Origin of the sequence: Enterobacter sp. BIDMC 27 (assembly GCF_000534415.1) — a bacterium.
In the GTDB taxonomy this organism is placed as follows: Bacteria; Pseudomonadota; Gammaproteobacteria; order Enterobacterales; family Enterobacteriaceae; genus Enterobacter; species Enterobacter hormaechei_C.
In genome coordinates, this window is sequence record NZ_KI973178.1 from 2711133 (window position 1) to 2737109 (window position 25977).

The 25977-nt window shown below is 57.5% G+C and carries 24 protein-coding genes and 1 pseudogene; 12 read left to right on the forward strand and 13 right to left on the reverse strand.

The genetic code is table 11. The features are described from left to right. Positions 1-45: 45 nt before the first annotated feature. The 3 genes from pncA to sppA all read right to left on the reverse strand — a co-directional run bounded on the left by pncA (position 46) and on the right by sppA (position 3632). On the reverse strand, positions 46-687 hold the full coding sequence (pncA, locus tag L463_RS09870) for a bifunctional nicotinamidase/pyrazinamidase (protein WP_017384686.1): 642 nt from the start codon (positions 685-687) through the stop codon (positions 46-48). A gap of 9 nt (positions 688-696) precedes the next feature. Beyond that, positions 697-1713 (reverse strand): asparaginase, encoded by a 1017-nt coding sequence (gene ansA / locus L463_RS09865; protein WP_023303507.1) that lies wholly within the window; start codon positions 1711-1713, stop codon positions 697-699. Positions 1714-1775: 62 nt separating this feature from the next. Further along, positions 1776-3632, reverse strand: a complete 1857-nt coding sequence (sppA, locus tag L463_RS09860; RefSeq protein ID WP_023303508.1) for a signal peptide peptidase SppA — start codon at positions 3630-3632, stop codon at positions 1776-1778. A 167-nt stretch (positions 3633-3799) separates the two neighbouring features. Between sppA and L463_RS09855 the strand changes: the two genes are divergently transcribed. The 3 genes from L463_RS09855 (at position 3800) to L463_RS09845 (ending at position 7438) form a co-directional block, all read left to right on the forward strand. Continuing rightward, positions 3800-4351, forward strand: coding sequence for an NAD(P)H nitroreductase (locus L463_RS09855; RefSeq protein WP_032104149.1), 552 nt, complete (start codon positions 3800-3802; stop codon positions 4349-4351). 116 nt (positions 4352-4467) lie between these two features. Continuing rightward, complete coding sequence (gene selD / locus L463_RS09850) at positions 4468-5511, forward strand: selenide, water dikinase SelD (protein ID WP_017384682.1); 1044 nt, start codon at positions 4468-4470, stop codon at positions 5509-5511. 4 nt (positions 5512-5515) lie between these two features. Continuing rightward, positions 5516-7438: a DNA topoisomerase III gene (locus tag L463_RS09845; protein ID WP_032673185.1), complete on the forward strand. Its 1923-nt coding sequence runs from the start codon at positions 5516-5518 to the stop codon at positions 7436-7438. 49 nt (positions 7439-7487) lie between these two features. Here the strand turns inward: L463_RS09845 and pbp4b are convergent, their stop codons facing one another. Together pbp4b and L463_RS09835 are read right to left on the reverse strand one after the other, a co-directional pair. Next, positions 7488-8789, reverse strand: coding sequence for a penicillin binding protein PBP4B (gene pbp4b / locus L463_RS09840; RefSeq protein ID WP_032104151.1), 1302 nt, complete (start codon positions 8787-8789; stop codon positions 7488-7490). Between the two features lie 115 nt (positions 8790-8904). Next, complete coding sequence (locus L463_RS09835) at positions 8905-10119, reverse strand: anaerobic sulfatase maturase (RefSeq protein ID WP_032104153.1); 1215 nt, start codon at positions 10117-10119, stop codon at positions 8905-8907. Between the two features lie 152 nt (positions 10120-10271). Here L463_RS09835 and L463_RS09830 point away from each other — a divergent pair, with 152 nt between their 5' ends. The 6 genes from L463_RS09830 to L463_RS09805 are packed head-to-tail and all read left to right on the forward strand — an operon-like array spanning position 10272 to position 16005. Next, the gene (locus tag L463_RS09830) at positions 10272-11807 is read left to right on the forward strand and encodes a PTS transporter subunit EIIC (protein WP_032648035.1); all 1536 of its coding nucleotides are present in this window, start codon (positions 10272-10274) and stop codon (positions 11805-11807) included. 13 nt (positions 11808-11820) lie between these two features. Next, complete coding sequence (locus L463_RS09825) at positions 11821-13569, forward strand: sulfatase (protein WP_032648038.1); 1749 nt, start codon at positions 11821-11823, stop codon at positions 13567-13569. Positions 13570-13573: 4 nt separating this feature from the next. Next, the gene (locus L463_RS09820) at positions 13574-14431 is read left to right on the forward strand and encodes an aldose epimerase family protein (RefSeq protein WP_032104158.1); all 858 of its coding nucleotides are present in this window, start codon (positions 13574-13576) and stop codon (positions 14429-14431) included. 56 nt (positions 14432-14487) lie between these two features. Continuing rightward, entirely contained in the window at positions 14488-15372 is an 885-nt protein-coding gene (locus L463_RS09815) for a MurR/RpiR family transcriptional regulator (RefSeq protein WP_032104160.1), read from the forward strand. Continuing rightward, positions 15353-15748: a YidH family protein gene (locus tag L463_RS09810; protein WP_032104162.1), complete on the forward strand. Its 396-nt coding sequence runs from the start codon at positions 15353-15355 to the stop codon at positions 15746-15748. The genes L463_RS09815 and L463_RS09810 overlap by 20 nt, the downstream gene beginning before the upstream one ends. After that, complete coding sequence (locus tag L463_RS09805; protein ID WP_048983776.1) at positions 15745-16005, forward strand: DUF202 domain-containing protein; 261 nt, start codon at positions 15745-15747, stop codon at positions 16003-16005. Before L463_RS09810 ends, L463_RS09805 begins: the two co-directional genes overlap by 4 nt. Positions 16006-16037: 32 nt before the next feature. Here L463_RS09805 and gdhA read toward each other — a convergent pair whose 3' ends face one another. Then, entirely contained in the window at positions 16038-17381 is a 1344-nt protein-coding gene (gdhA, locus tag L463_RS09800) for an NADP-specific glutamate dehydrogenase (RefSeq protein ID WP_032673186.1), read from the reverse strand. A gap of 225 nt (positions 17382-17606) precedes the next feature. On the opposite strand from gdhA, the gene L463_RS09795 reads away from it, so the two are divergent. Then, the gene (locus tag L463_RS09795) at positions 17607-17879 is read left to right on the forward strand and encodes a YnjH family protein (RefSeq protein ID WP_003857857.1); all 273 of its coding nucleotides are present in this window, start codon (positions 17607-17609) and stop codon (positions 17877-17879) included. Here L463_RS09795 and L463_RS09790 read toward each other — a convergent pair. Continuing rightward, entirely contained in the window at positions 17839-18255 is a 417-nt protein-coding gene (locus L463_RS09790; RefSeq protein ID WP_032104166.1) for a pyrimidine (deoxy)nucleoside triphosphate diphosphatase, read from the reverse strand. The two genes, L463_RS09795 and L463_RS09790, sit on opposite strands and share 41 nt — an antisense overlap. Before the next feature lie 75 nt (positions 18256-18330). On the opposite strand from L463_RS09790, the gene L463_RS09785 reads away from it, so the two are divergent. Continuing rightward, complete coding sequence (locus tag L463_RS09785; RefSeq protein WP_032104168.1) at positions 18331-18903, forward strand: carboxymuconolactone decarboxylase family protein; 573 nt, start codon at positions 18331-18333, stop codon at positions 18901-18903. Further along, positions 18893-19510, forward strand: coding sequence for a CDP-alcohol phosphatidyltransferase family protein (locus tag L463_RS09780; RefSeq protein ID WP_032104170.1), 618 nt, complete (start codon positions 18893-18895; stop codon positions 19508-19510). Before L463_RS09785 ends, L463_RS09780 begins: the two co-directional genes overlap by 11 nt. Here L463_RS09780 and L463_RS09775 read toward each other — a convergent pair. The 6 genes and pseudogenes from L463_RS09775 to xthA form a co-directional block, all read right to left on the reverse strand. After that, positions 19507-20814, reverse strand: coding sequence for a sulfurtransferase (locus tag L463_RS09775; RefSeq protein ID WP_032104176.1), 1308 nt, complete (start codon positions 20812-20814; stop codon positions 19507-19509). The genes L463_RS09780 and L463_RS09775 overlap by 4 nt on opposite strands. Positions 20815-20887: 73 nt before the next feature. After that, the gene (locus tag L463_RS09770; RefSeq protein ID WP_032104172.1) at positions 20888-21508 is read right to left on the reverse strand and encodes an ATP-binding cassette domain-containing protein; all 621 of its coding nucleotides are present in this window, start codon (positions 21506-21508) and stop codon (positions 20888-20890) included. Next, positions 21508-23037 (reverse strand): ABC transporter permease family protein, encoded by a 1530-nt coding sequence (locus L463_RS09765; protein WP_032648041.1) that lies wholly within the window; start codon positions 23035-23037, stop codon positions 21508-21510. Before L463_RS09765 ends, L463_RS09770 begins: the two co-directional genes overlap by 1 nt. Continuing rightward, positions 23010-24179, reverse strand: a complete 1170-nt coding sequence (locus L463_RS09760) for an ABC transporter substrate-binding protein (RefSeq protein WP_072258098.1) — start codon at positions 24177-24179, stop codon at positions 23010-23012. Before L463_RS09760 ends, L463_RS09765 begins: the two co-directional genes overlap by 28 nt. A 6-nt stretch (positions 24180-24185) precedes the next feature. After that, positions 24186-24867 (reverse strand): annotated as a pseudogene (locus L463_RS09755) (TVP38/TMEM64 family protein). Between the two features lie 6 nt (positions 24868-24873). Continuing rightward, a complete protein-coding gene (gene xthA, locus L463_RS09750; protein ID WP_015570756.1) occupies positions 24874-25680 on the reverse strand; it encodes an exodeoxyribonuclease III in 807 nt (268 codons plus the stop codon). Positions 25681-25977 lie beyond the last annotated feature (297 nt).

Consider the following 25977-nt stretch of genomic DNA (forward strand, 5'->3'; position numbering starts at 1 on the left):
AGAAAGTAGGCCGGGTAAGGCTAAGCCGTCACCCGGCTAAAAAGCTTACGCCTGCGTCTCCATCCAGTCAGCCAGCGTATACAGCGTTGCGCCTTCTGCGGCCATATCCATAAACGCCTGAGCGCTGTCATGCGGCTGAATATTCACCCCGCGACAGCCGTCGGTGATGACATTCACGGTATAGCCCAACTGGAGCGCATCCAGCACGGTGAACTTCACGCAGTAATCCGTCGCCAGGCCCAGCACAATCAGCTCGGTGATCTCATGGTGGCGCAACCACGCGTCCAGCGCCGTCTTCTGACGATGACCGTTATCAAAGAACGCGCTGTAGCTGTCGATGGTTGGGTTTTCACCTTTGTGGAACACCGCGTCGATGGCCTTCTGGTTCAGCAGCGGATGCAGCTCAGCGCCTTCCGTCTGCTGCACGCAGTGATCGGGCCAGAAGGTTTGCGCCAGCCCGTCCAGTTCGCCCTGGCTGTAAGGCTCAACGTTGTGCTGGCTGGCAAAGCTGCCGTGGTTTGCCGGATGCCAGTCCTGACTCGCCACCACCGCTTCACCACGAGCTTTACACCACTCAATCAGCGAATTCGCGACGTCTACGGTGCTGTCGCCTTCCGCGACGGCCAGCGCACCGCCCGCACAGAAATCATTTTGCAAATCGACCAGTAACAGGGCGCGTTGCTTCATGGGACCTCCTTATTCGTCCGGCGTCAGTTCACCGCGCAGGTTTTGCATCATGGCGCGGCGAATGGAATCAATATCCAGATCCTGACTCAGTAAATAGTGAAGTTTAGTCAGCGTTGCCTCAACGGTCATATCGAAACCACTGATCACCCCAGCGTGCGCCAGGGCATTACCGGTGGCGTAGCCGCCCATATTGACTTTGCCGGACATACACTGGGTGAGGTTGACCACCACAATCCCGCGATCGCTCGCCTCCTGAAGCTCTTTCAGGAATTCACCGTTCTGCGGGGCGTTACCCACACCATAGGAGCGCAGGATCAGCGCCTTCACCGGCTGGCGCAGGAAGTTGCGCACCACGTCAGCGGAAATACCCGGATAAATCGTCACTACGCCAATCGGCTGCGGGGTGATGGGGTGAACGATCAGCTCGCCTGCGGTATTCGGCGCGGGCGGCGTGCCCAGACGACGGATATGGATCCCCGCTTCCAGCAGCGGTTGCAGGTTAGGTGAGGCAAAAGCGTCAAAGCCGTCAGCGTGCGCTTTAGTGGTACGGTTCCCGCGGTACAGTCGGTTGTTGAAGAACAGCGTTACCTCGTTGATCGGGTAATTAGCGGCCACGTACAGGGAGTTAAGCAGGTTGATCTGCCCGTCTGAACGCAGTTCCGCCAGCGGGATCTGCGAGCCGGTCACGATGACGGGCTTGCTCAGGTTCTCCAGCATGAAGGAGAGCGCCGAGGCGGTGAACGCCATGGTGTCGGTACCGTGCAGGATCACGAAGCCGTCGTACTGGTCGTAATGGGCTTTAATATCGTCCGCAATATGCTGCCAGTCTTCCGGCGTCATGTCGGAGGAGTCCATCAGCGGCTCATATTCGTGGATGGTAAAGTCCGGCATTTCCGGACGGTGGAATTCAGGCATCAGCGCCAGCTGGCGCTGTAAGTGGCCGGAAACCGGGATATAGCCATTTTCTGAGCGCTGCATACCGATGGTACCGCCGGTATAGGCGACATAAATTGATTTCTTCTGCATGGTAATGAGTTCTTGTTCTTCAAAAGAAAAAATCCCCTCTTCACGGGAAGAGGGGACGGTTTTTAACGCACGTTCGCACAGGTCAGGCAAAACGCGTAGCGGCTTTGTGGATCATTAAAGGCTGCGAGCTTGTCGCTCTCCGCTTTCATGGCTTTCGCCGCGGTCGCCACCGGCGCCGGCAGATAAGCCTGAAGCGCGTCCGGCAGCATGGCACGAACGGAGCCGGACATGCTGTCCACGACCATATCGAAGAACGTTGGTTCGTCCTGATAATAGTCCACGTGCCACTGCTTGAGCTTCGCCAGCTCCGCTGCTTTCTTCACGGCGTCGTCGAAGTCACCCAGACTGTCTACCAGGCCGTTACTCTTCGCGTCCTGGCCGGTCCAGACATGGCCCTGAGCGATCTGGTCAATCTGATCGGGCGTCTTTTTACGGGAGTCCGCAACCAGCGTGATGAAACGTTTATAGCCACTCTCAATGCTGAGCTGCATCATCTCAGACACCTCAGGCGGCAGGGATTTGGTGACGGACACATCCGCCAGCGGCGAGGTGGAAACGCCGTCGGTGTGGACGCCGAGATAATCCAGGCTGTTCTCTACGGTGTTGATCACGCCGAAGATGCCAATCGAACCGGTCAGCGTGCTTGGGTTAGCCACAATGTAGTTGGCTGGCGTCGAGATCCAGTACCCCCCGGAAGCCGCCATGCCGCCCATCGATACCACTACCGGCTTGCCCGCGGCGCGCGCGGCGGCCAGTTCAGCACGGATCACTTCAGAGGCGCTGACGCTGCCGCCAGGGCTGTTCACCCGCAGGACAATCGCCTTCACTTTCGGATCCAGGCGCGCATCGCGGATCTGCGACGCGGTAGTGTCCCCGCCGACGTTCCCCGGCGTTTCTTCGCCATCCATAATGGCCCCGTTAGCAAACACCACGGCGATGCTGTCACCACTGTCGTCCGGCTTTTTCGCGGCGTAGTCATACATGCTGATGGCGCTGTAGTTTTTATCCTCTTTACTCCAGCCGAACTGTTTGGTCAGCGCTTTTTCAATTTCAGCGCTGGAACCCAGCTGATCGACCAGTTTGTTATCAAGCGCGTATTTCGCTGTATCGCCGTCCACCTTGCGCAGGCCGTCCAGCACGCCGCGCGCGCCCGGGAAGACCTGCTCAGCGGTAATCTGACGGTTAGCGGCAATGGTGCCGAGGTAGTTCTGCCACAGCTCGCCAATCCAGCGGCTGTCCGCTTCACGGGCGGCAGGGGACATATCATCGCGGATAAACGGCTCCACGGCGGATTTATAGGTCCCAACGCGGAAGACGTGGGTGGTGACCTTCAGCTTGTCGAGCAGCGATTTGTAGTACAGACCGTTAGTGGCAAAGCCATGCAGATCGACCGTACCCTGTGGCGAAAGCCAGATCTTATTGGCAAAGCTCGCCAGATAATATTGTCCCTGGGTGTAGCTGTCGCCAATGGCAATAACCGGTTTACCGCTGTCGCGGAATTCGCGCAGCGCCTTACCGATGTACTGCATTGACGGCTGATCGGCGCCGGCAAAATCTTTCAGGTCCAGCACGATACCGGTAATGTTACGATCGTCTTTAGCCTGACGGATGGTGTCGACGATATCAAACAGGGAGTTTTCCTGAAGACGGTCTGACGTTGCGCCGAACAGCTGGCGACCAATCACGCCCAGACGGTTGCTGGTCGATGGCTTATCAACAATCACCCCGGTGATATCGAGTAACAGCGCGCCGCGCGTCGAATGCTGCGACTGGTTTGCGTTGCTGATATGCATCCAGATACCTGCGCATACCAGGACCAGGAAGATGAAGAAGATGTTCATCACCAGGTTGCGGACGAAGTTGAGCAGTCGCCACGTCCATTTAAAGAAACCGGCAAAGATTCGCCAAAGGGTTCGCATGTATTCTCCCTAACCAGAAAAGGACTGTTTCCGTCGCCACGGGACGGTAATGTGCGGTTATCGTAATGACCCAACCGCCACTTGTCAGCAGGAATCGCCTGCCACGCTGTAACAAATTCTGCTGTCGTGTTAATTTTGTGAGTAAATTTCATGAAAGGAGTTAACCAATGGACGCACTTGAACTGCTTGTTAACCGTCGTAGCGCTTCCCGCCTGGCCGAACCGGCACCCGTCGGCGAGCAGCTGGAAAACATTCTGCGTGCCGGAATGCGTGCGCCGGACCATGGCACATTGCAGCCGTGGCACTTCTTTATTATTGAAGGCGAAGGGCGCGACCGCTTCAGCCAGCTGCTGGAGCAGGGGGCTGTTGCCGCAGGCCAGGATGAGAAGGGGATTGATAAAGCCCGCAGTGCGCCATTCCGCGCGCCGATGATCATCGCTGTCGTGGCGAAATGTCAGGCCGACCATAAGGTGCCGGTCTGGGAGCAGGAAATGTCCGCAGGCTGCGCGGTAATGGCGATGCAAATGGCCGCCGTCGCGCAGGGCTTCAATGGCATCTGGCGCACCGGACCGCTGACCGGGAGCGCCGCCGTGCGGGAAGGTTTCTCCTGCGGCGAACAGGATAAAATTGTCGGCTTCCTCTATCTTGGCACCCCGCAGCTTAAAGCTTCCAGCACCATTAGCGTGCCGGACACCACGCCTTTCGTCAGCCGTTTTTAATCACCCGCGCTAAACTGTCTGGATTCTGAGCATCCGCCGCAGAATTCAGACAGTCATACTTACCTCTTTATGGAATGAGCGCTACCATAGCGCGATTGAGATGACAGGAGACGTCCATGAGCGAGCAAACCATTCGTTTAACGCAATACAGCCACGGAGCCGGTTGCGGTTGTAAAATTTCCCCGAAAGTGCTGGAGACCATCCTGCACAGTGAGCAGGCGAAGTTTGTCGACCCGAACCTGCTTGTCGGTAACGAAACGCGTGACGATGCAGCGGTTTATGACCTGGGTAACGGCACCAGCATTATCAGCACTACTGACTTCTTTATGCCGATTGTCGACAACCCGTTCGACTTCGGGCGCATTGCGGCCACCAACGCCATCAGCGATATCTTTGCGATGGGCGGTAAACCGATTATGGCGATCGCCATTCTGGGCTGGCCGATTAACACCCTCCCGCCGGAGATTGCCCGCGACGTGATCGAAGGCGGACGCTTTGCCTGCCAGCAGGCGGGTATTGCCCTGGCCGGTGGTCACTCTATCGATGCGCCGGAGCCGATCTTCGGCCTGGCCGTCACCGGCGTGGTGCCGACCGAGCGCGTGAAGCGCAACAGCACGGCGCAGGCGGGCTGCAAGCTGTTCCTCACTAAGCCGCTGGGCATTGGCGTACTGACCACTGCCGAGAAGAAATCCCTGCTGAAGCCCGAGCATATCGGTCTGGCAACGGAAGTGATGTGCCAGATGAACCTCGCCGGTGCGGCATTCGCCAATATCGACGGCGTGAAGGCCATGACCGACGTGACCGGTTTTGGTCTGCTGGGGCACCTCTCTGAAGTCTGTCAGGGCGCGGGCGTGCAGGCGCAGGTCTGGTATCAGGATGTGCCTAAGCTGCCGGGCGTGGAAGAGTACATTGCTCAGGGCGCAGTGCCGGGCGGGACGCAGCGCAACTTCGCCAGCTACGGCCATTTAATGGGCGAAATGCCGGAAGCGTGGCGTAACCTGCTGTGCGATCCGCAAACCTCCGGCGGCCTGCTGCTGGCGGTGACGCCGGAAGCTGAAGCTGACGTTCAGGCGACGGCTGCCGAGTTTGGCATCACCCTGACGGCCATTGGTGAGCTGGTGACCGCCCGCGGTGGTCGCCCGATGATTGAGATCCGTTAATTCGATGCGGTTGTTTATTGCCGAAAAGCCGAGTCTGGCGCGTGCCATCGCCGATGTGCTGCCCTGGCCGCATCGCAAAGGAGACGGCTTTATCGAATGCGGTAACGGGCAGGTGGTCACCTGGTGTATCGGTCACCTGCTTGAACAGGCGCAGCCGGATGTCTACGACAGCCGCTACGCCCGCTGGAACCTCAACGATCTGCCGATTGTGCCGGAAAAGTGGCGTCTCCAACCGCGTCCTTCCGTCACCAAACAGCTCAACGTCATTAAGCGCTTCCTGCATGAGGCGACGGAAGTGGTCCACGCGGGTGACCCGGACAGGGAAGGGCAACTGCTGGTCGATGAAGTGCTGGACTACCTGGAGCTGGCGCCGGAAAAGCGCCAGCAGGTGCAGCGCTGCCTGATCAACGACCTCAACCCTCAGGCGGTAGAGCGGGCCATTTCACGCCTGCGCGCCAACAGCGAATTTATTCCCCTGTGTGTCTCCGCGCTGGCGCGTGCCCGTGCGGACTGGCTGTACGGGATCAACATGACCCGCGCCTACACCATTCTCGGGCGCAACGCGGGTTATCAGGGCGTACTCTCCGTCGGTCGTGTCCAGACACCGGTGCTGGGGCTGGTGGTGCGTCGCGACGAAGAGATCGAAAATTTCGTCGCCAAAGACTTCTTCGAAGTCAAAGCGCATATCGTCACGCCGAAAGACGAACGCTTTACCGCCGTCTGGCAGCCAAGCGATGCCTGTGAGTCATATCAGGACGAAGAGGGACGGCTGCTGCATCGCCCGCTGGCGGAGCACGTGGTCAACCGCATTACCGGCCAGCCCGCAATCGTCACCAGCTATAACGACAAACGGGAAACGGAGCCCGCACCGCTGCCGTTCTCCCTTTCGGCGTTGCAGATTGAGGCGGCTAAGCGCTTTGGTCTTAGCGCGCAGAACGTGCTCGATATCTGCCAGAAGCTCTACGAAACCCACAAGCTGATCACCTATCCGCGTTCGGACAGCCGCTATCTGCCGGAAGAACACTTCGCCGGACGCCACTCGGTGATGAATGCCATTGGCGTCCATGCGCCGGATCTGTTGCCGCAACCGGCGGTAAACCCGGATACCCATAACCGCTGCTGGGACGATAAAAAAGTCGATGCTCACCACGCGATAATCCCGACGGCGCGCACCAGCAACGTCAACCTGACCGACAACGAAGCAAAGGTCTATAACCTGATCGCGCGTCAGTATCTGATGCAGTTCTGCCCGGACGCGGTGTTCCGCAAGTGCGTTATTGAACTGGAAATTGCCAAAGGCAAATTTATCGCCAAAGCGCGTTTCCTTGCAGAAGCGGGCTGGCGCACGCTGCTCGGCAACAAAGAGCGTGACGAAGAGAACGACGGCACGCCGCTGCCGGTCGTGGCCAAAGGCGACGAACTGCTGTGCGAGAAGGGCGAAGTGGTTGAACGACAAACCCAGCCGCCGCGCCACTTCACCGATGCGACGCTGCTTTCGGCCATGACCGGCATCGCCCGCTTTGTGCAGGATAAAGATCTGAAGAAGATCCTGCGCGCCACCGACGGTCTGGGGACGGAGGCGACCCGCGCGGGGATCATCGAACTGCTCTTTAAGCGCGGCTTCCTGGAGAAAAAGGGACGTTACATCCATTCAACAGAACCGGGCCGGGCGCTAATTCATTCGCTGCCGGAGCTGGCCGCCAGGCCGGACATGACCGCGCACTGGGAGTCGGTGCTGACGCAGATCAGCGAAAAGCAGTGCCGTTATCAGGACTTTATGCAGCCGCTGGTAGGGACGCTTTATCAGCTGATTGACCAGGCGCGCAGTACGCCAGTGAAGCGATTCCGGGGAATGGTCGCCCCGGGCGGCGGGGCGAAGAAACCGTTCAAAAAGAAGAAAAGCGCAGCCAAAAATACAACCGCTTAAACCGTAGGCCGGGTAAGGCGAAGCCGCCACCCGGCATGAAGGGTGGCGTTTACTCGTTCAGTGCGCCATAGATCTGATCGACAATCCATCCATATGTTGCCGCAGGTAAGGTCCCGCTGACAAAAACATTCGGATTCATTTTAGGATCAGCGACGGGGGAGTGTGGTCGGTTGCCCAGAATGACAATCGCCATACGTTTTACGGGATCAATGGCGGTGAGCGTGCCTGTCCAGCCCGTATGCCCATAGGTTTGAGGGCTTGCCAGTACGCCAAAGGTTGGGGTCATAGAGGAATTACCGTTAACCCTCCAGCCCAGTCCAAAGGTGACATCTGCTGCCGAGCTACGGGTAAACTCATCTACTGTACTCTGATCAAATAACGTAACGTTGCCATAATGCCCCCCGTTAAGCATGGTCTGCATCAGCACGGCAATATCATGTGTATTTGAGAACAGACCTGCGTGACCTGAAACGCCCTCCATGGAATACCATGCCTTTTCATCATGAACCTGGCCCCAGAGGGTAGTGGTACGAATATTCGGAAAACTGATTACACCATCCCGGGTGTTACCGTTAAGTTCGGTGGCGGCAATTTGCTGTTGCTTAAAGCCTTTTAACAGAGGGTTAAACACCGTGTGCTTCAGGCCGAGCGGCTGGTAAATATGTTTCTCAACATACACATCAAGCGGCATTGCGGTAACGGACTCGATGATAAATCCGAGGATCATGTAATCGATGTCGCTGTAGACATGTTTTGTACCTGGCGAATAATCAAGCGGCGTTCGCTTAATCATCTCCAGCGTGGTCTGTTTATCCTGAGAGTAGAGGCTGCCTGCAACACGCTTGTTTGGATATTGCGGATCGGCCGGGAAGCCGGCGGTATGATGCAAAATATCAATAATTCGCAGGGCATCTTTTCCTTTAATTTTGTCGGTGGGGTTATCCGCGAACCCTGGAATATATTTCGCGACAAGGTCGGTCGCGCTTATTTTGCCTTCGTAGACCAGCTTCTGTAGCGCAAAGTTTGTTGCATACATTTTGGTATTGGAAGCCAGATCGTACATGGTGTCCGTGGTGGCCATAACAGGATTGCTGGCTAAATGCGAGCCGTCATATTTTTTGGCGTAGCCCCAGGCTTTCTGAAATACAATGTGGTTATCTTTTATCACCAGCACATTCATCCCGGGGTAGCCAGCGTCAACTTGCTGCTGGATCCAGCGAACCATACTGTTTAATTTTTTAACATTAAAGCCCACGGTATCCGGTTGTGCAGGGGTTAACACCGGATAATCCGCCGCAAACGCTGATGCGGATAACGCAATCAAAGAAGCAAACATCGCACACAGTTTCATCATCGATCCCTCAATGTAAGACGATATTCTTGCACCCAAAACGTCGGTAATAATAAACCTGCTTCACGAGGAAAAAGGGATCATCTCCACGAAAACAGCAATGGTGTTGTTGACACTATTGCCGCCCGGCAATAATCCCTGCCACTTCCATTACCTTTGCAGGCGGTTGTCGCACCCGGATCTGCTGCGCCATAAAACGCATATACGGATCCATATGACTGAATATGACTTTATAGCCTGCGCAAAGATGGTTGTGCCACCGCTGCCCGTTTTTATGGATACGGTGCTTCGGACACCCTCCGTGACAGGCGAAGCGCCAGTCGCAGCGCATGCACTCTGCGGATACCGCTGTTTTCGCTAAACCAAACTTCCGCTGCTTTTTACTGTTCGCCATTTTTACCAGGCTATCTCTGCGCAGATTGCCCAGGCGGTGCTCAGGGTAAACATAGTGATCGCAACTGTAGACGTCACCGTTTTGCTCTACGACGAGCCCATAACCGCAGGAGGATTGCATCACGCATAAAGAGGGTTTCTCCCCCAGCCACGCTGCAAGAGCGCTGTCAAACAGCTGGACATAAACCTGCCCCACATCGTGGCGTACCCACAGGTCGAAAACGCCGTTGATAAATTTTCCCCATTGCTCGCCGGATACTGACCATTCGGTGACGCTACCCCCGGCAAGCGACTGTGGATAAAGCAGTTCGCCGTATTTTTCTGCCAGCGGTCGTTGCTCAACGGCAGGGATAAATTGAACAAATCTTGCCCCCAACTCTTGGGTGAGAAAACGATAGATCTCCTGCGGGTGTTCGGCAGTGACGTTGTTTACGACGGTCAGCACATTCACGTCGACATTGTGTTGTTGCAGTAGCGACATGGCGCGGACAACCTTGTCAAACACTGAGCCCTGGCTACGGGTTTTGCGGTACCGATCGTGTAACCAGGCGGGACCATCAATCGAGAGTCCCACCAGAAAATGGTTTGCGGCCAGGAACGATGCCCACGCTTCATCAATGAGCACCCCATTGGTCTGAATACTGTTGGTGATGCGTTTCCCATCGGCATATTTACGCTGTAACCGCAGCGCCCGCTCATAAAAAGCAATGCCTGCCAGCGTTGGTTCACCGCCTTGCCAGGTGAATTCCACCTCCGGCCCTGGGTTCGCCGAAATGTACTGACGGACAAACGCGTCCAGCGTTGCGTCATCCATGTGTCGCGACGGCTGACGGGGCTGAAGCGTCCCGTGCTCCTTTTCCAGATAAAAACAGTAGTCACAGGCGATGTTGCACTGATAGCTCACAGACTTTGCCATCAGATGAAAGGGACGGTTCATACAGGCTCCTTAGCCTTCCAGGTAAAAGGTGATGCTGTTCACTTTTCTCTCACTGCGTTTTGACTTTATAAAAAAACGATCGAAATATAGATTTCATATAAGCACGAATAAAATGAAACATAAACTTCATTACGCCAATATCAGGGGCTTTTATGAACAAATTGTTTGCGGGCGCACAAAATCTGGGTAAGTCGTTCATGCTACCTATTGCGGTTCTGCCCGCCGCTGGGCTGTTACTGGGCTTTGGCGGCGTCTTTACCAATCCGGTGACCCTTGCGACCTATCCGATGCTGGATAACACGGTATTTCAGACACTATTTACCGTGATGAAACTGTGTGGCAGCGTGGTGTTCGATAACCTTTCACTACTGTTTGCGGTGGGTATCGCGGTTGGCATGGCGCGCAGCGACAAAGGGACTGCCGGGCTGGCTGCGGTGCTTTGTTACATCGTCATGAACAAGGCCATTAACGCCTCGCTGCTCCTTTCAGGCACGCTGGCGTCGGACAATCTGGCCGCGGCAGGACAAGCAAACGTCCTGGGCATCGTTAGCCTTCAAACCGGCGTTATGGGAGGCATCATGAGCGGCCTGCTGGCATATTGGGTGCAAAAACGCTTCGGTAAAACGGCGTTACCGGATCTGCTGGCCTTTTTTAGCGGCTCGCGTCTTGTGCCCATCGTTAGCTCGTTCTTCGCCATCTTTCTCGGTGTAGCGCTATTTTTTGTCTGGCCGCACATACAGGCAGGTATCAGTCACCTGGGTGGAGTGGTGGAAAAAACGGGCTACGTGGGAACGTTGTTCTACGGCATGATCCTTAAATGTTTGATTCCACTGGGCCTGCATCACCTGTTCTATCTGCCGTTCTGGCTGACCAGCGTTGGCGGAGAGATGGTGGTTAACGGTCAGGTAGTCCAGGGAACACAGAAAATCTTCTTCGCTCAGCTTGCCGATCCTACGGTGTCCGAATACTACATTGGCGTGTCACGGTTTATGGCTGGCCGCTTTGCCGACTTCATGTTTGGTCTGCCGGGCGCGGCGCTGGCCATCTACCACACCTCGCGTCCGGAAAATCGTAAGAAGGTCGCCAGCCTGATGCTATCCGCTGCACTGACCGCGTTTGTTACCGGCATCACCGAGCCCCTTGAGTTCGCATTCATGTTCTGCGCGCCGCTGCTTTACGGGGTCCATATCGTGCTCACTGGCGTGGCATTTATGCTAACTCACATCCTGCAAATCACTGTCGGGCAGACTTTTTCCGGTGGGCTTATCGACTTTATGTTGTTTGGTGTGCTTCAGGGCAACGCCAAAACTAACTGGCTGCTTATGTTGCCGCTCGGCGCGGTGATGTTCTGTCTGTACTACTTCTCATTCCGCTTCCTGATCCAGTGGCGACAGTTGAAGACACCGGGTCGCGAGAAGGAAGAGGATGCCGTAGATATGGCCATGGCGGGCAATGAACGCGCCGCCGGTATCGTGCATGCGCTGGGTGGGCGCGACAATATCATCGACGTAGACTGCTGTGCTACCCGCCTGCGCGTAACCGTGAAGAAAGCGCAAGATGTCGTCATTGAGGACTTTAAACGGCTCGGCAGCCGCGGTGCTTTTATTCGTGGGGAAGGGGTGCAGATAGTGTACGGGCCCCATGTCACCCTGATTAAGAACGAAGTCGAAGAATTTATCGGTTCATAAAAAGAGACGTCTTATGAAAGCAGTCATGTTGATGTTCGATACGCTAACCCGTAATCATCTTGCTCCCTATGGCGGCGACGCGATTACGCCCAATTTTACCCGTCTTGCGCAGGAGTCTGCGCAGTTCGATCGCTTTTACGTGGGTAGTATGCCGTGCATGCCCGCCCGCCGGGAACTGCATACCGGCCGCTATAATTTTTTGCATCGTAGTTGGGGTCCTGTGGAGCCATACGACTTCTCAACCTTTCAGGCTATGCGTGAGGCAGGGATCCATACTCATCTGGTGACTGACCACAAACACTACTGGCGAGACGGCGGAGCCACTTACCATACCCGCTACACTACCTTTGAGTTTATTCGCGGGCAGGAGGGGGACTGCTGGAAAGGCCAGGTCGAAAAACCGACCATTAACTGGCAGGGTCAGGAGGATGAAGAAACCCTGCGCAGGCGCAGTGGACGGATGACCCAGGATCTCATCAACCGCGCAGCGATGCCGGGGCAGGAAGAACACTATACGCATCGTACCATTCAGGCGGGCATGGAATTTCTTGAAACCAATCAGCACCAGGATAACTGGTTTTTGCAGATCGAATGTTTTGATCCCCATGAGCCATTCTTTGTACCGGAAAAATACCTCGCGCAGTATGGCTGTACTGCCGATGAATTCGACGGATGGGTGCCGTATTACTGCGGCGCGCCGGGCGGGCAGAATGAGGAAAAGGTTCGCAAGTTTTACCAGGCGTTGGTCACCATGTGCGATGACTACCTTGGTCAGGTGATGGATAAACTGAAGGCGCTGAACCTGTGGGAGGACACCCTCTTTATCGTCTGCACCGATCACGGTTTCCTGCTCGGCGAGCACCAGTGGTGGGGCAAAAATATTATGCCGGTCTATAACGAAATCGCGAATACGCCATTTTTCATCCGCGATCCACGTAGCCGCGAACACGGAGTGAGGCGGCAGGCGCTGGCGCAGACTATCGATATTCCCGCCACGCTGCTCGACTATTTTAATCTGCCGCGCCCGGCCACGATGACCGGCCGACCGCTGGGTGAAGCAGTGCGGCATGACAGGCCAGTGCGAGACTACGCCCTGTTCGGCTATTTTGGCGGCCACATCAATATCACCGATGGTAATTTCGTCTATATGCGCTGTCCTCGGGAAGAAGGTAAAGACAGTCTGTACGAATACACCTTAATGCCAACGCGTATCGACAGCATGTTTAACGTCAGCGAACTGCAAAATATTACGCTCCATCCGGGGTTCGATTTTACTCAAGGGGCGCAGGTGATGCGGATCCCGGCGACCTTCGGCTACCTCAACCCGTGGCGATTCGGCGATAAGCTGTTTGATCTGCATGCCGATCCGGGACAAGTGGTTTCGCTTGCGGACAGCGAAAAAACGCTGCATTACGCACAGGCGATGCGCGCGATGATGCAGGCGCATGATGCACCTTCCGAGTTATTTGCCCGTTTCGAACTGGACACCATTAGCGCAACGCGCGAGGCGGCCTTCGCCGGGCGCTGGTCACGGCTGAATTCCCTGGCCGAGTGCGAGCATCATGGTGTGGAAGAAGCGCTGCGTTTTATCCTCCATGCCGTGAAGGCGCGTGGGGTTGCCCATAATGATTTGCTGGCGCACTTCCCGGCGGGGAAAACACTCCGCGACGACGATATCTTTACCCTGATCGACGCATTTTTTAGTGGCGATCGGCACCGGGCATTGGTTTACCAGACCCGACTGTTGTTACGGACAGAATAACGGCATGTGGACACTTGAAAACGAACGTTATACCGCAACGGTGCAGGCCACAGGCGGTGAGCTGGTCAGCCTATGGCACAAACAAACGCGTACTGAGCGGCTATGGCAACCGCAGGCGGCGGTCTGGAACCATACGGCCACGCCGTTATTTCCAGTGGTCGGGAGACTCATACACGACGGGCTGTGGCTGGACGGCGAATTCTGGTCACTCCCGGCACATGGTTTTCTACGCGAGCAAACGTTCTGTTGCGTTGAGCAGACGTCGGATACGCTGACGCTGGAAGCCTGCTCCACGGCGCAGACACTGAAACACTGGCCGCGCCGCTGGCGGGTGCGGCAGGCAATCACTCTCGACGGCGGTGGACTGACTTTTCGACAGACGGTCTTTAATGACGACAGCCGAACGTTGCCTTACTCTGCTGGCTGGCATCCTGGTTTCGCCCTGGCCATTGCCTCCCGCCCCGGCTGGTGGGTGGAATTTAGCGCTGCGGTAAGCGGACCGTTCTTTACTTGCGATCGCACGCTAAACACTGGCGGACAACAGCGGGCTACAACACGATTTGCGCTAACGAGAGCATCTTTTGCGGCGGGGGCCGTCTATTTCGGCGAATGTCAGCGCAGGATTATTTCTGTTCGTGCCCCCGACGGTTCGCTCGCCTTAGCGCTGGAGACGGGCGAACAGCCCTGGCTGGCCTTGTGGGGCGTGCCGGGGGCCGATTTACTCTGTATTGAGCCGTTAGCCGGTACCACCGATGCACCGGATGCCGACGGACAGACGATGAATAAACGAGGTATGCGGCATCTGGCCGCGGGAGAAAGCCAGACTTTTACCGTCCGGTTGCGCTTTACGGTGGACGCATGAGCGGGGGATTGCCAGAATACGGGCAGTCTTTATCGCAAAAGGAGCGAAACGTCGCCATGAGCGTGAATCGGGAAAACGTGCGGGTCTATATCAGCAATATTTTGGGTGGCTTAAGTGAGACCGATCGCCGTATCGCCGGGTTTATTGTTGAGCAACCGGCTCAGGTGGCACAGATGCCAGTAAGCCGGCTGGCGGAGGCGATTCAGGTCAGTGAAGCAACGATCGTGCGTTTTTGCAAAAGGATTGGCTATGGCGGCCTGCTCGATCTCAAGGCGGCGCTGAAACGTGAATTGCTTGAGGAGAGTGAGCAGCCGTTGCCTGTCTCGCCGGACATTTTCCTGGATGATTCACGAAATGAAGTGGCGCAGAAAATTGCGCTAACGCTGGAGACGACAGTAAAAGAAACCATCGGTCTGCTCGATATGAAAGTGGTGCATCCGGTGGTTGACCGTTTCCTGACGGCCAGCCGGGTGCTGTTTGTTGGTTTCGGCGCATCAGGCCTGTCAGCCATGGAAGCCAGGGACAAAATGAACCGCCAGGGGATTGATTCAGAGGCTTACACCGATCGTTTTACGATGACCCTTAAGCTTGCCAATCTTAAGCCGGAAGATCTGGTCGTAGCCTTTTCTCACTCGGGCGAAACGCCAGAGGTGGTCAACGCTTTCCGGCTGGCGCGTAAGGCCGGGGCGCATTGCCTGGCGATTACCCATAACCTCCAGTCGCCGCTGACCGAGCTTGCCGATAACTGGCTATTAACCTGCGGCAGCGCAGGGCCGTTTCAGGGGGATTCTATCGCCACACGACTTTCTCAGCTTTTTATTATCGAATTCCTCTGCACCGAAATCACCCGGCATAATCTGCGCGACAGTGCGTCAACCGGGCTTTCTATAAAAGAACTGTTGATTAAGGAAAGAATCAAACGTGAGTCTTCAGGAGAATAATTCGTCATTTCCTCCACGCCCGCGCGGTAAATGGTGGCTGGCGGGCAAAACGCCAGACTACCGGTTTACGCTGGCAAATGAGCGTACCTTCCTGGCGTGGATCCGCACCGCGCTGGCCCTGATGGCGGGGGCAGTGGGGATTGAACAATTTTCGCCTCAGCTTTCCTCCGTTGCGTTGCGCACCATCCTTTCCGCGTCGCTGCTGAGCGTAGCATCAGCGTTGGGGATCATCGCCTGGCGGCGCTGGCGTCACAATGAATATGCGATGCGGCTGGGGAGCGATCTACCCTATACGCGCGGATTACTTCTGCTGGGGGGATTTATCCTGTTGTCAGGATTGCTGCTTGCGGTATTGCTGTGGCAGGGGGCGCCGTGAATCGCGATCCGGGACTCCAGCCAGAGCGAACGTTGTTGGCATGGCGTCGTACCGGATGGGCGACGCTGGTTCCGGCGCTGCTCTGTCTGCGTCACTGGCTACGCTTCGGCGAAGCGCTGCATATGGTGAATGCTGTATTGTTGCTGGCTGTGGGGCTGGGGATGTTATGCGGCATAATGCGCAGACACAGCGTTGTTTCGCTGCTGGTTAGCGGAAGTGGCGCGCTACTGCTGGCCGGAATAGTGGTACGTTTATAGCCCGGCGAAACATATCGCCGGGCGAATCGCGGTTAGATCACACCCTGTCCGATCATCGCATCGGCCACCTTCACGAACCCGGCGATATTCGCCCCGCGCACGTAGTTAGTTTGCGAGGCCTCGCCGCCGTACTCCACGCAGGCGTGATGAATATCGAGCATGATGTGGTGCAGACGGGCATCCACTTTCTCTGCCTTCCAGCCCATTCTCGCGGCGTTTTGCGCCATTTCCAGACCGGATGTTGCCACGCCGCCAGCGTTCGCCGCCTTGCCTGGCGCAAACAGCACGCCCGCGTCCAGGAACAGGTCGGTCGCTTCAATAGTGGTGGGCATATTTGCCCCTTCCGCTACCGCTTTCACGCCATTGCTAATCAGCGTCCGGGCGGCATCCACGTCCAGTTCGTTTTGCGTCGCGCACGGCAGGGCGATATCCACCGGCACGCCCCACGGCTGTTTACCTTCCAGATAGGTCAGGCCAAATTCACGGGCATAATCCGCTACCCGACCGTCACGGCTGGCTTTAATTTCGCACAGACGCGCCAGTTTTTCTGCCGTAAAGCCAGCTTCATCCACCACGGTACCGCTGGAGTCGGAGGCGGTCACCAAGCGCGCGCCAAACGCCATCGCTTTCTCGATAGCGTACTGCGCCACATTGCCGGAGCCGGAGACCGCCACGCGCATCCCCTCGAAGCTCAGCCCGTGACGCATAAGCATCGCTTCGGTGAAATAGACCAGACCATAACCCGTCGCTTCCGGGCGAATCAGGCTACCGCCAAACGACAGACCTTTGCCGGTAAAGACGCAGGCGCTGTTGTTGGAGAGCTTTTTCATCATCCCGGCCATAAAGCCCACTTCACGCCCCCCCACGCCGATATCCCCGGCAGGAACGTCGGTGTCCGGCCCAAGGTGGCGATAGAGCTCAGTGACCAGCGCCTGGCAGAAGCGCATCACTTCGCCTTCGCTCTTGCCTTTCGGATCGAAATCACTCCCGCCTTTACCGCCGCCCATCGGCAGGGTAGTGAGCGCATTTTTAAAGGTCTGCTCGAAGCCGAGGAATTTCAGAATCGACAGGTTCACCGAGGGGTGGAAGCGCATCCCGCCCTTAAACGGCCCAATGGCGGAGTTAAACTGCACGCGCCACGCGCGGTTGACCTGCACCTGATTGCGGTCGTCCACCCACGCCACGCGGAACTGGATGACGCGCTCCGGCTCTACCAGACGTTCAAGCAGCGCCATCTGACGGTAACGCGGATTTTCCTCAAGGAAGGGCCACAGGGTGGTCATGACTTCACGAACGGCCTGGGCAAACTCGCTTTGGTGCGGGTCGCGCTGCTGAACATGGGCAAGAAAGCTTTCCAGAGAGCGTGTCTGATCCATAGATATAAGAACCTCTTATAATAATTTATGCGTGTGGCGTAGATGTTTTGTGTCGTTTTTTTGACTATACCACCCGCACCGCTTTGAGAGGCAAGCAGAAATTTATGCCGCAAGGGAAATTAATGACAGGGCGCGCGTCATAACCAAAAGCGATGACGAGATAAATTAAAGATCCCGTCCGGATCGACCGTTATAGATATAAACGATGCAAAGGAAATAAAGTCTATGAACCGTTACGCAATGGCCGCGTTATGTTTGATGGTGTCCGCCGGGGCACAGGCTGACCGCATTCGCCCGGATGTCGAGGTCAACGTGCCGCCAGAGGTTTTTAGCGCTGGCGGCCAGCGTGCGCAGCCATGTAATCAGTGCTGTATCTATCAGGATCAAAACTATTCCGAAGGCGCAGTGGTCAGGGCAGATGGCGTGCTGTTGCAGTGCCAGCGTGATGAACGCACCCTCAGTACAAACCCGCTGGTCTGGCGTCGCGTAAAAGAATAAACGCTTCCAGCAGCGGTATATCCGCCGGGGCTAAAGCATACGTGAACGCGTCTTCTGGCGTGCACCATACCAGCGCCGAGTGATAATGCGCCTTCAGCTCACCGCTAAATTCATGCACATGCCAGGCGTGGAGGTGAATCAGCCGCTGCGACACCTCCCGCTGGTGGCTTGCCACATACCGCGCGGGCACGGCTTCAATGCCGAGTTCTTCGCGCAGTTCGCGGATCAGCGCTTCCGGCTGGGTCTCACCGGCTTCAACCTTCCCGCCTGCAAATTCCCACATTCCTGGCTGATCGGCATGTTCGGGACGCTGCGCCAGCAAAATCTTGCCCTCTTTTTCGAGGATGGCCGCAACCACATCGAGTGTTTTCAGCATGTTCGTCAATAATTAATAGCGAAAAACGACATATTATCGTGCCCTTCCAAAGAGTCCAGTCATCAGGAGAATCAGGTGAAAGAGACATCCGCCTGGGTTGCGCCCATGGAAACCCTTCCCGTCAGCCTCAGCCCCATCGCCGTCATGCAGAAAAAACACTTCGGCGCGGTGCTGAACCCCACGCGCTGGTGGGGGCGTATGCCGCGTCTTTTCTGGCTGGTGGCGCTATTTGTCGGCTATCTGGAGCGGCGCAAGGCGCGTTTGACCCCGGTTCTGCGATCGCTACTAATGACGCGGATCTCGCAGATCTGCCACTGCGCATTTTGTATTGATGCCAACAGCCTGCGTCTGGCCGAGCGGAGCGGGGCGCTGGATAAAGTGCAGGCCGTCAGCGACTGGCAAAATTCCACCCTGTTCAGCGAAGAGGAGCGCGCGGCGCTGGCCTATGCGGAAGCGGTCACCGCCACGCCACCTCAGGTGGATGAAAATATCAAAAGTCTGCTGAAGCGCCACTTTACGGAAGAGACCATCACCGAAATGACGGCTCTTATTGCCTTTCAGAATCTTTCCGCCCGCTTTAACGCCGCGCTGGATATCCCGGCTCAGGGGCTGTGCGCCACGTTTAAAGGTAAACCGCATGCTGGATAAACATCTGCACCCCCGACTGAAACCCGGGTTAAATCAGCTGGCCGCCGCGCTGGATAGACCGTTTATCACGCCTGATGGCTTAACGCTCGCCGGGTTTGCGATTGGCGTGCTGGCGTTACCGTTTCTGGCGCTGGGCTGGTATCCGGCGGCGCTGATCGCCATTGTGCTGAACCGGCTGCTGGATGGTCTGGACGGCGCGCTGGCGCGTCGCCGTGGCCTGACGGACGCGGGAGGATTTCTTGATATCGCCCTCGACTTCCTGTTCTACGCCCTGGTGCCGTTTGGCTTTGCGCTGGCCGCTCCGGCTGATAACGCGATCGCCGCCACCTGGCTGCTGTTCGCGTTTATGGGGACGGGTAGCAGTTTTCTGGCCTTTGCCGCGCTGGCGGGGAAGCATGATATCGACAACCCCGGCTATGCGCACAAGTCGCTTTATTACATTGGGGGATTAACGGAAGGAACGGAAACCATCGCGCTGTTTGCGCTGTGCTGCCTGTTTCCGGCGCATTTCGCGCTGTTTGCCTGGACGTTTGGCGCGTTGTGCTGGCTGACCACCACAACGCGCATCTGGAGCGGTTATATCACGCTGAAATCACTTCCCCGCTAGCGTGCGCTTTCCGGTCCGCGCTCCCCGGTGGAGACCGGGTTCTGCGGATGGCTGCTCCATTCGTACCAGCCGCCGTCGTAGACGGCAACGTTCTGCCAGCCCATCGCGCGGGCGTACATAAAGGCTTCAGACGCGCGCCAGCCGGTACCACAGTAAAACGCAACGTGCTGCTCCGGCAGGATATTCCACGTTTTCCACATGGCGGCAATATCATCGGCGCTGCGCATGGTGCCATCCGGATTGTGGAAATCTTCCATGTGGGTCGCGTCGCTGCCCGCATGGCCCCAGCGCGCACCGGCAATCTCACCTTTTGGCTTGATATAGCTGTAGCCGCTGGTTTCACCGATGAACTCTGGCCAGGAACGAATGCTCACCAGCGAGGCGTCCAGACGGTGCAGCATTCCCCGGGCCTGCTCCATATCCACCATCAGCCGCGGCTGGCCCGGGATCGGCGCGCCAAAATCAGGGGCTGGCTTGACCTTTGCAGGCGTTCCGCGCTCAACGGGCAGGCTGGCGTCGGACCACGCCTTCCAGCCGCCATCCAGAATTCGCACATCCTTCACGCCCGCGTAGAGCATGATCTGCGCCACTCGCGCGGCGGCATATACGTCGCGACCGTACAGAATGACGGTGGTATCGTGACGGATCCCGTGCTTCGCCAGCATCGCTTTCAGCTTTTCGTCAGAGACCTTATTCCACAGCGGTTCGCTTTCCACTTCATTGGTGTCGAGATAGCCCACGCCGGGAATGTGGCTAAGGAGATAAAGCTTCGGCGCACCCCAGCCAGCCTCGATCACCTTCCACTCTCCGGCTGGTGCGGCGGTAACGGGTTTGCCCTGCTGCAACTGGCGGATCCACTGGGGATAAACCAGCTGTTCGAAATGCGCCAGACGTTGCAGACGATCGGATTGTTGAAGGGCATCGCTCAGGGTGGAGACGTGGGTAAAGCCCGCTTTCTCCAGCCGCGTTTTGACGGTCTGGTTGTCATCATCGTTGCCATAGAGCGCAACCGGCATGTCTGGCGTAAGCCGATGCTGTTTTGCCCAGCCGCTGAGCTGTTCATCGCTCATTGCCCCAAGCCAGCTGGCAGAGAGATTAAGCGCGGCGGGTTCATGCCCGGACGTTCCGCTCAGGGTCTGCGGCCAGCCGTTATAGAACGCACTGATGCGCGTATCAATTACCGCGCCGTTTTGCGTCTGGAGCTGAGCCAGAGTGAGGGAGTGGGGCATATCAGCCGCCATGGAGGAGAGTGAGGCGAGGCCGCAGATCAGGGCCAGCGCGGTCAGTTGAGAAACACGTTTCATCGTAAAACCTGACGTCATTAAAAGAGGGGGGCATTGTCGTCTCTCCTGAAGCCAAAAACATTGCGTTAGCACATTATTGCCAGCGAGAAATCTCAATCACCTCGCCGCCGGGCGGAATATCGTCCTCATCATGCGTGACCAGCACCACCGGGATCCTGCGCTGGCGAGTAACCTCGAATACCCACGCCCGGAATGAGGCGCGCAGCGTTTTATCCAGTCGACTGAACGGCTCGTCGAGCAGCAATGCCTGCGGTTGGGCGAGAAGGGCGCGCAACAGGCTGACCCGGGCGCGCTCGCCGCCGGAAAGGGTGGCCGGATCGCTGGCGAAGTGGTTTGCCAGCCCGGCAGTCTCCAGGGCCTGTTCTACCGCATTGCGGCGGGCGCGCCCGACGATGTGCGCTGGCAGCGCCAGCATCAGGTTTTGCCCCACGCTGAAGGCGTCAAACAGCAGGGCATCCTGAAACAGAATGCCGATCCCGCGCGTTTCCACGGGGAGCAGATCGCAGCGACGATCGTTCAGCCACAGCTCGCCGTGCGCCTTAAAATCAGCGGATAACGCCCCCACCATCCAGGCGAAAAGGGTCGATTTCCCACTCCCGGAGGGCCCCATCAGCGTGACGATCTCCCCCGCCGGGACGCGGAAGTTGACCTCACGTAAGAGTGGCGCAATGGTGAGATTTTTCACGTTCAGCATTAACGTAATCCTTGTCGGTGACGGCCCACGAGCCGGGAGAGCAGCGCGGCAAGGGCAAATAGGCTGCTGGTCAACAGCAACAGACCCAGCGCCCGGCTGGCGAGGATCGGAATGCTGCCGCCGCTGCTGAGGGCGACCGCCTCCGTCGTCAGGGTGGTGAAACGTCCCGCTCCCAGCCAGAGGGTGGGCATGTACTGGGCCATGCTCACGGAAAAGCCGGTGGCAAAGGCCAGCAGGGCCGGACGAACCATCAGGGGGCATTTCACCAACCAGAAAATTTTCGCCTGTCGCCAGCCCAGCGTTCTGGCGGTGAGGATAAGCCGGGGATCGAGCCTGCGCCAGGCCGGTTGCAGCACCAGGAGCATCCACGGGAGAACCCAGAGCATATGGCTCCAGAGCACCGCAGCGTACTGGCCGTCGATGCCCAGCCACAGCGCCACGGCATATTGCCCGGACACGAGGGGCAGCGCCGGGAGGGCGAGCGGCAGCCAGACCCACACCGCGCCGCGCTGGGGTCCCCACTCAAGCCAGAGCATGAGGATGGCCAGCGCTGTCAGGCTGGACAGCAGTCCCAGTGAAAGACTGTCGCTGACGGGGCCGGTGTCGTCCCGGCGTGCCAGCATCAGCAGAACCAGCGCACAGAGCACGCCGCACAGCGGCAGTAACCCGCCCAACGTCCGTGCGGGCAGCGCAGTATGCGAAGCGCGACGAACTCCGGAGGGGGCTGGCCGGGTGCGCCGCCATGCCGTCCAGAAGCCGTATCCCACCGCGGCAAGCGCCGCCAGCAGCAGGAGCAGCACCAGACACAGCAGCGTTCCCTTTGTTTGCTGCTGCGCATCGCCCTGGGTGAGCCACTGCCAGGCCAGCACCGCCAGCGTCGGCGGGTTGCCCGGCCCGAGCACAATCGCCACATCCACCACGGAAAGCGACCAGGCGAGCACCGCCAGCATCACGGCGCCCAGTGCGGGGGCGATGGCCGGGAGGACGAGCCAGTTGAGCGCCTGCATTCGTCCGTAGCCGAAGGTATGCAGGACAATTTTCTGCTGTGCGAGGCGCTTTTCAGGCAGCGCGGCGTAAATTGCCCACAGAACGAACGCGCTCTCTTTGACCGCAAGCGTCAGGCCAAGCCCGATACCGTAGCGGTCAAGCTGCGGCGAACAGACCGTACAGATCCGGTAAAGCTGCCCCCCTTCCGCAAACAGCAGCAGCGCGCTGGTGGCGAAGGCGACGTGCGGCACGGCTAACAGCCACGGCAGACGGGTGCTCAGGCGCTGCCAGCCTTCACCCGGCCAGAGAAGCGCAAGCAGGATCAGGGCGATAAACAGTGAGCCCAGCGTCGCGATAAGCGTGGAAACCAGCGTGGCGGCCAGCGCCTGCGGCAGCTGTGGGTCGGCAAACAGCGTCGCCCAGTTGCCGGGAGAAAACGCCGGGGTCAGCAGCATGCCGCTGGCGGGAAGCAGGGGCAGATAGATGACCGCCATTGCCGCCCAGACCAGCCCGCTTAGCGGGTTCCGTAGCGGCGAAGCCATTCCTGCTCCAGGGCGTTAACCCAGGCGGCGTGCGGTTCGGGAAGTACATCAGGCGTGCCTGAGGGGGTAAAGGCGCGAAGCTGTTTTGCCGCTTTCGCAGGCAGTTTTTCGCCATCCAGCACGCTCGGGTCACCCCAGACGGCAGGATTAGCTTTGCGGATCTGCGCCTGCGGTGACAGCAGGAAATTCGCCACCACTTTCGCGCCTGCGCTCGCGCTGGCGTTTGCCGGGATAGCGACAAAATGGATGTTGCCGATCATGCCTTTGAGAAAGCCGAAACTGTAGCTGTCGGCAGGCAGTTCACCGCTCGCCACCTTTTGCATCGCATGGGCGGGGTTAAAGGTGAGCGACAGGTTCAGACTGCCGCTGGCCAGCAGCGTATCCATGCGCGCAGGCGACGGAGGAAAATCGTTCCCTTCGCGCCACAGCAGGGGGTGCAGCGTATCAAGGTAATCCCACAGCGGCGCGGTGACCTGCGCAAAGGTACTGTCCGGCGCGTTTTTTAACGCCTCCGGATGGGCGGTCAGCGCCAGCAGTAGCTGCTCAAGAAACGCCGTGCCGGTAAAATCCGGCGGTCGCGGATAGCTCACCTTGCCAGGGTGCTGACGGGCGTATACCAGCAGCGCGTGGGGATCTGCCGGTGGTGTCGGCGTACTCGCTTTACGGGCGATAAAGGTCAATTGCGCGCCGCCCCACGGGGATTCTGCCCCATCGGTCGGGATGGCAAAATCTTCCGTTACCGGTTTACGGGTATCGACGTAGCGCCAGTTGGGCAGGGTTTGCGCCCAGCCGGTGAGCAGCAGGTTTGCCGCTTTCAGGTTGCGGAAGTTTTCCCCGTTTACCCAGAGCAGATCCACCGACCCGTTACTGCTGCGTCCTGCGGCCTGTTCCGTCTGGATCCGCTTCACCGCGTCGGCGGCATCGGCCAGATGAACGATCTTCAGGTTGATGGCGTAGTGCGTTTTCATCTCGCCGCTCACCCAGTCGAGGTAGCGGTTAACGGCCTCGTCACCGCCCCAGGCGTTAAACCAGACGGTCTGCCCGGTGGCCTGTTGCTGAATGGATTGCCAGCTCTCTGCGGCGAAGGCAGAGGTTGCCAGCAGCAGACTCGTCAGAAACGCGCAAAAACGCACCCGGCGCATAATGCCTCACTTTTTAATCGAAGGGATGTAACGGGAAAACAGCCAGCGAGTGACCAGCGGTAATAACCCTAATAGTGTAAAGGCGAACAGCAGTCCCGGCGACAGAATATCGCGCAGCGCGGTGAGTTTCCCCAGCTCGCGTCCGGCGTTCAGATAAATGACAGTGGCAGGTAGCATTGCAAGCTGGCTGACCCACCAGTAGTGACGCACCCTGAGACGGGTTAGCCCCATCAGCAAATTGACCAGAAAGAACGGGAACAACGGCATCAGGCGCAGGGCAAAAAGGCAGCGCGCGCCGTCGCGATCCATCCCCGCATCTATCGTGCTCATCTGTGCGGCAAAGCGCCGTTGCACCCAGTCGCGCAGCAGATAACGGCTAACGAGCATGGCAAGCGTGGCGCCGAGCGTCGAGGCAAATGACACCAACAGCGTCGCCTCCCACAGGCTGAAAAGCGCCCCGCCGAGCAGCGTCAGAAGCGCGGCTCCGGGGATCGACAGCGCGGAGAGCAGAACGTAAACCGCAAAATAGATCAGCGCTCTGAAGAGGCGCCTGCTCCACACGATCGAGCAACGTTTGCTGGTGCATTTTTAGCGTGTCGAGGGAGAGTATGCCTGGAGGAAGCAAAACAACGGTCAAAACAAATGCGCCCAAAAGGGCGCACAGGAGACTGATTTTTTTAATATTCACTGAAGTTTACAGCTTGAACGTTGCCCATACCGGCGCATGGTCGGACGGCTTTTCCATACTACGGATGTCATAGTCGATACCGGTTTCGATGCAGCGTTCGGCCAGGGGGGCGCTCGCCAGCAGCAGATCAATACGCAGGCCCCGGTTGTCATCGAAGCCTTTAGAGCGATAGTCAAACCACGAGAAGCGATCCTGCGTCGCCGGGTTAGCCGTGCGGAAAGTATCCACCAGCCCCCAACCCAGCAGGCGCTCCATCCACTCGCGCTCCTCCGGCAGGAAAGAGCATTTGCCGGTGCGCAGCCAGCGCTTACGGTTCTCTTCGCCAATACCGATATCCAGATCCGTCGGGCTGATATTCATGTCGCCCATGATAAGCACCGGGTTTTCTTTTTTGAGTTCGGTTGTCAGGTAGTTTTGCAGATCCTGATAAAACTTCGCTTTGGCCGGGAATTTGGTTTCATGATCGCGGCTTTCACCCTGCGGGAAATAGCCGTTGATGACGGTCACATTGCCGAGCGCGGAAGGAATTTCCGCCATGATGATGCGGCGTTGCGCCTCTTCATCGTCACCCGGGAAGCCACGACGCACCGACACCGGCGTATCTTTGGTCAGCAGCGCAACGCCGTAGTGGCCTTTCTGACCGTGGTAAAAAACGTTATAGCCCAGCTTCGCTACCTCTTCGAGCGGGAACATATCGTCGTGAACTTTTGTCTCCTGCAAGCCGATCACATCTGGCTGATGTTGCTCAACAATCGCTTCAAGCTGGTGAGGGCGGGCACGCAGGCCGTTGATATTAAAAGAGACAAATTTCATAGTCGCTGCCAATGCAAGGTGAATAGTGCAAGGATGGTAGCAGAATTTACGTCGTCTGTTATCCGCTTCGCCCAATTACTGCGACAGATAATGCCGACGGTGCAATATTTGCACCATTTCGGCGCGTTTTGCCCTCGAACAGGGCGTAAAGGGCCGATAAATTTCGCGAGCGATCACAATTCCAGAATTATATTTGGCCTCTGCATACTCTTTCTTGTTTTCATGCGGTAAAGCGCCGCTTGTCGTAATAATATTCACTATTTATGCATTAACAGTGAATAACTCCATATTGTAACT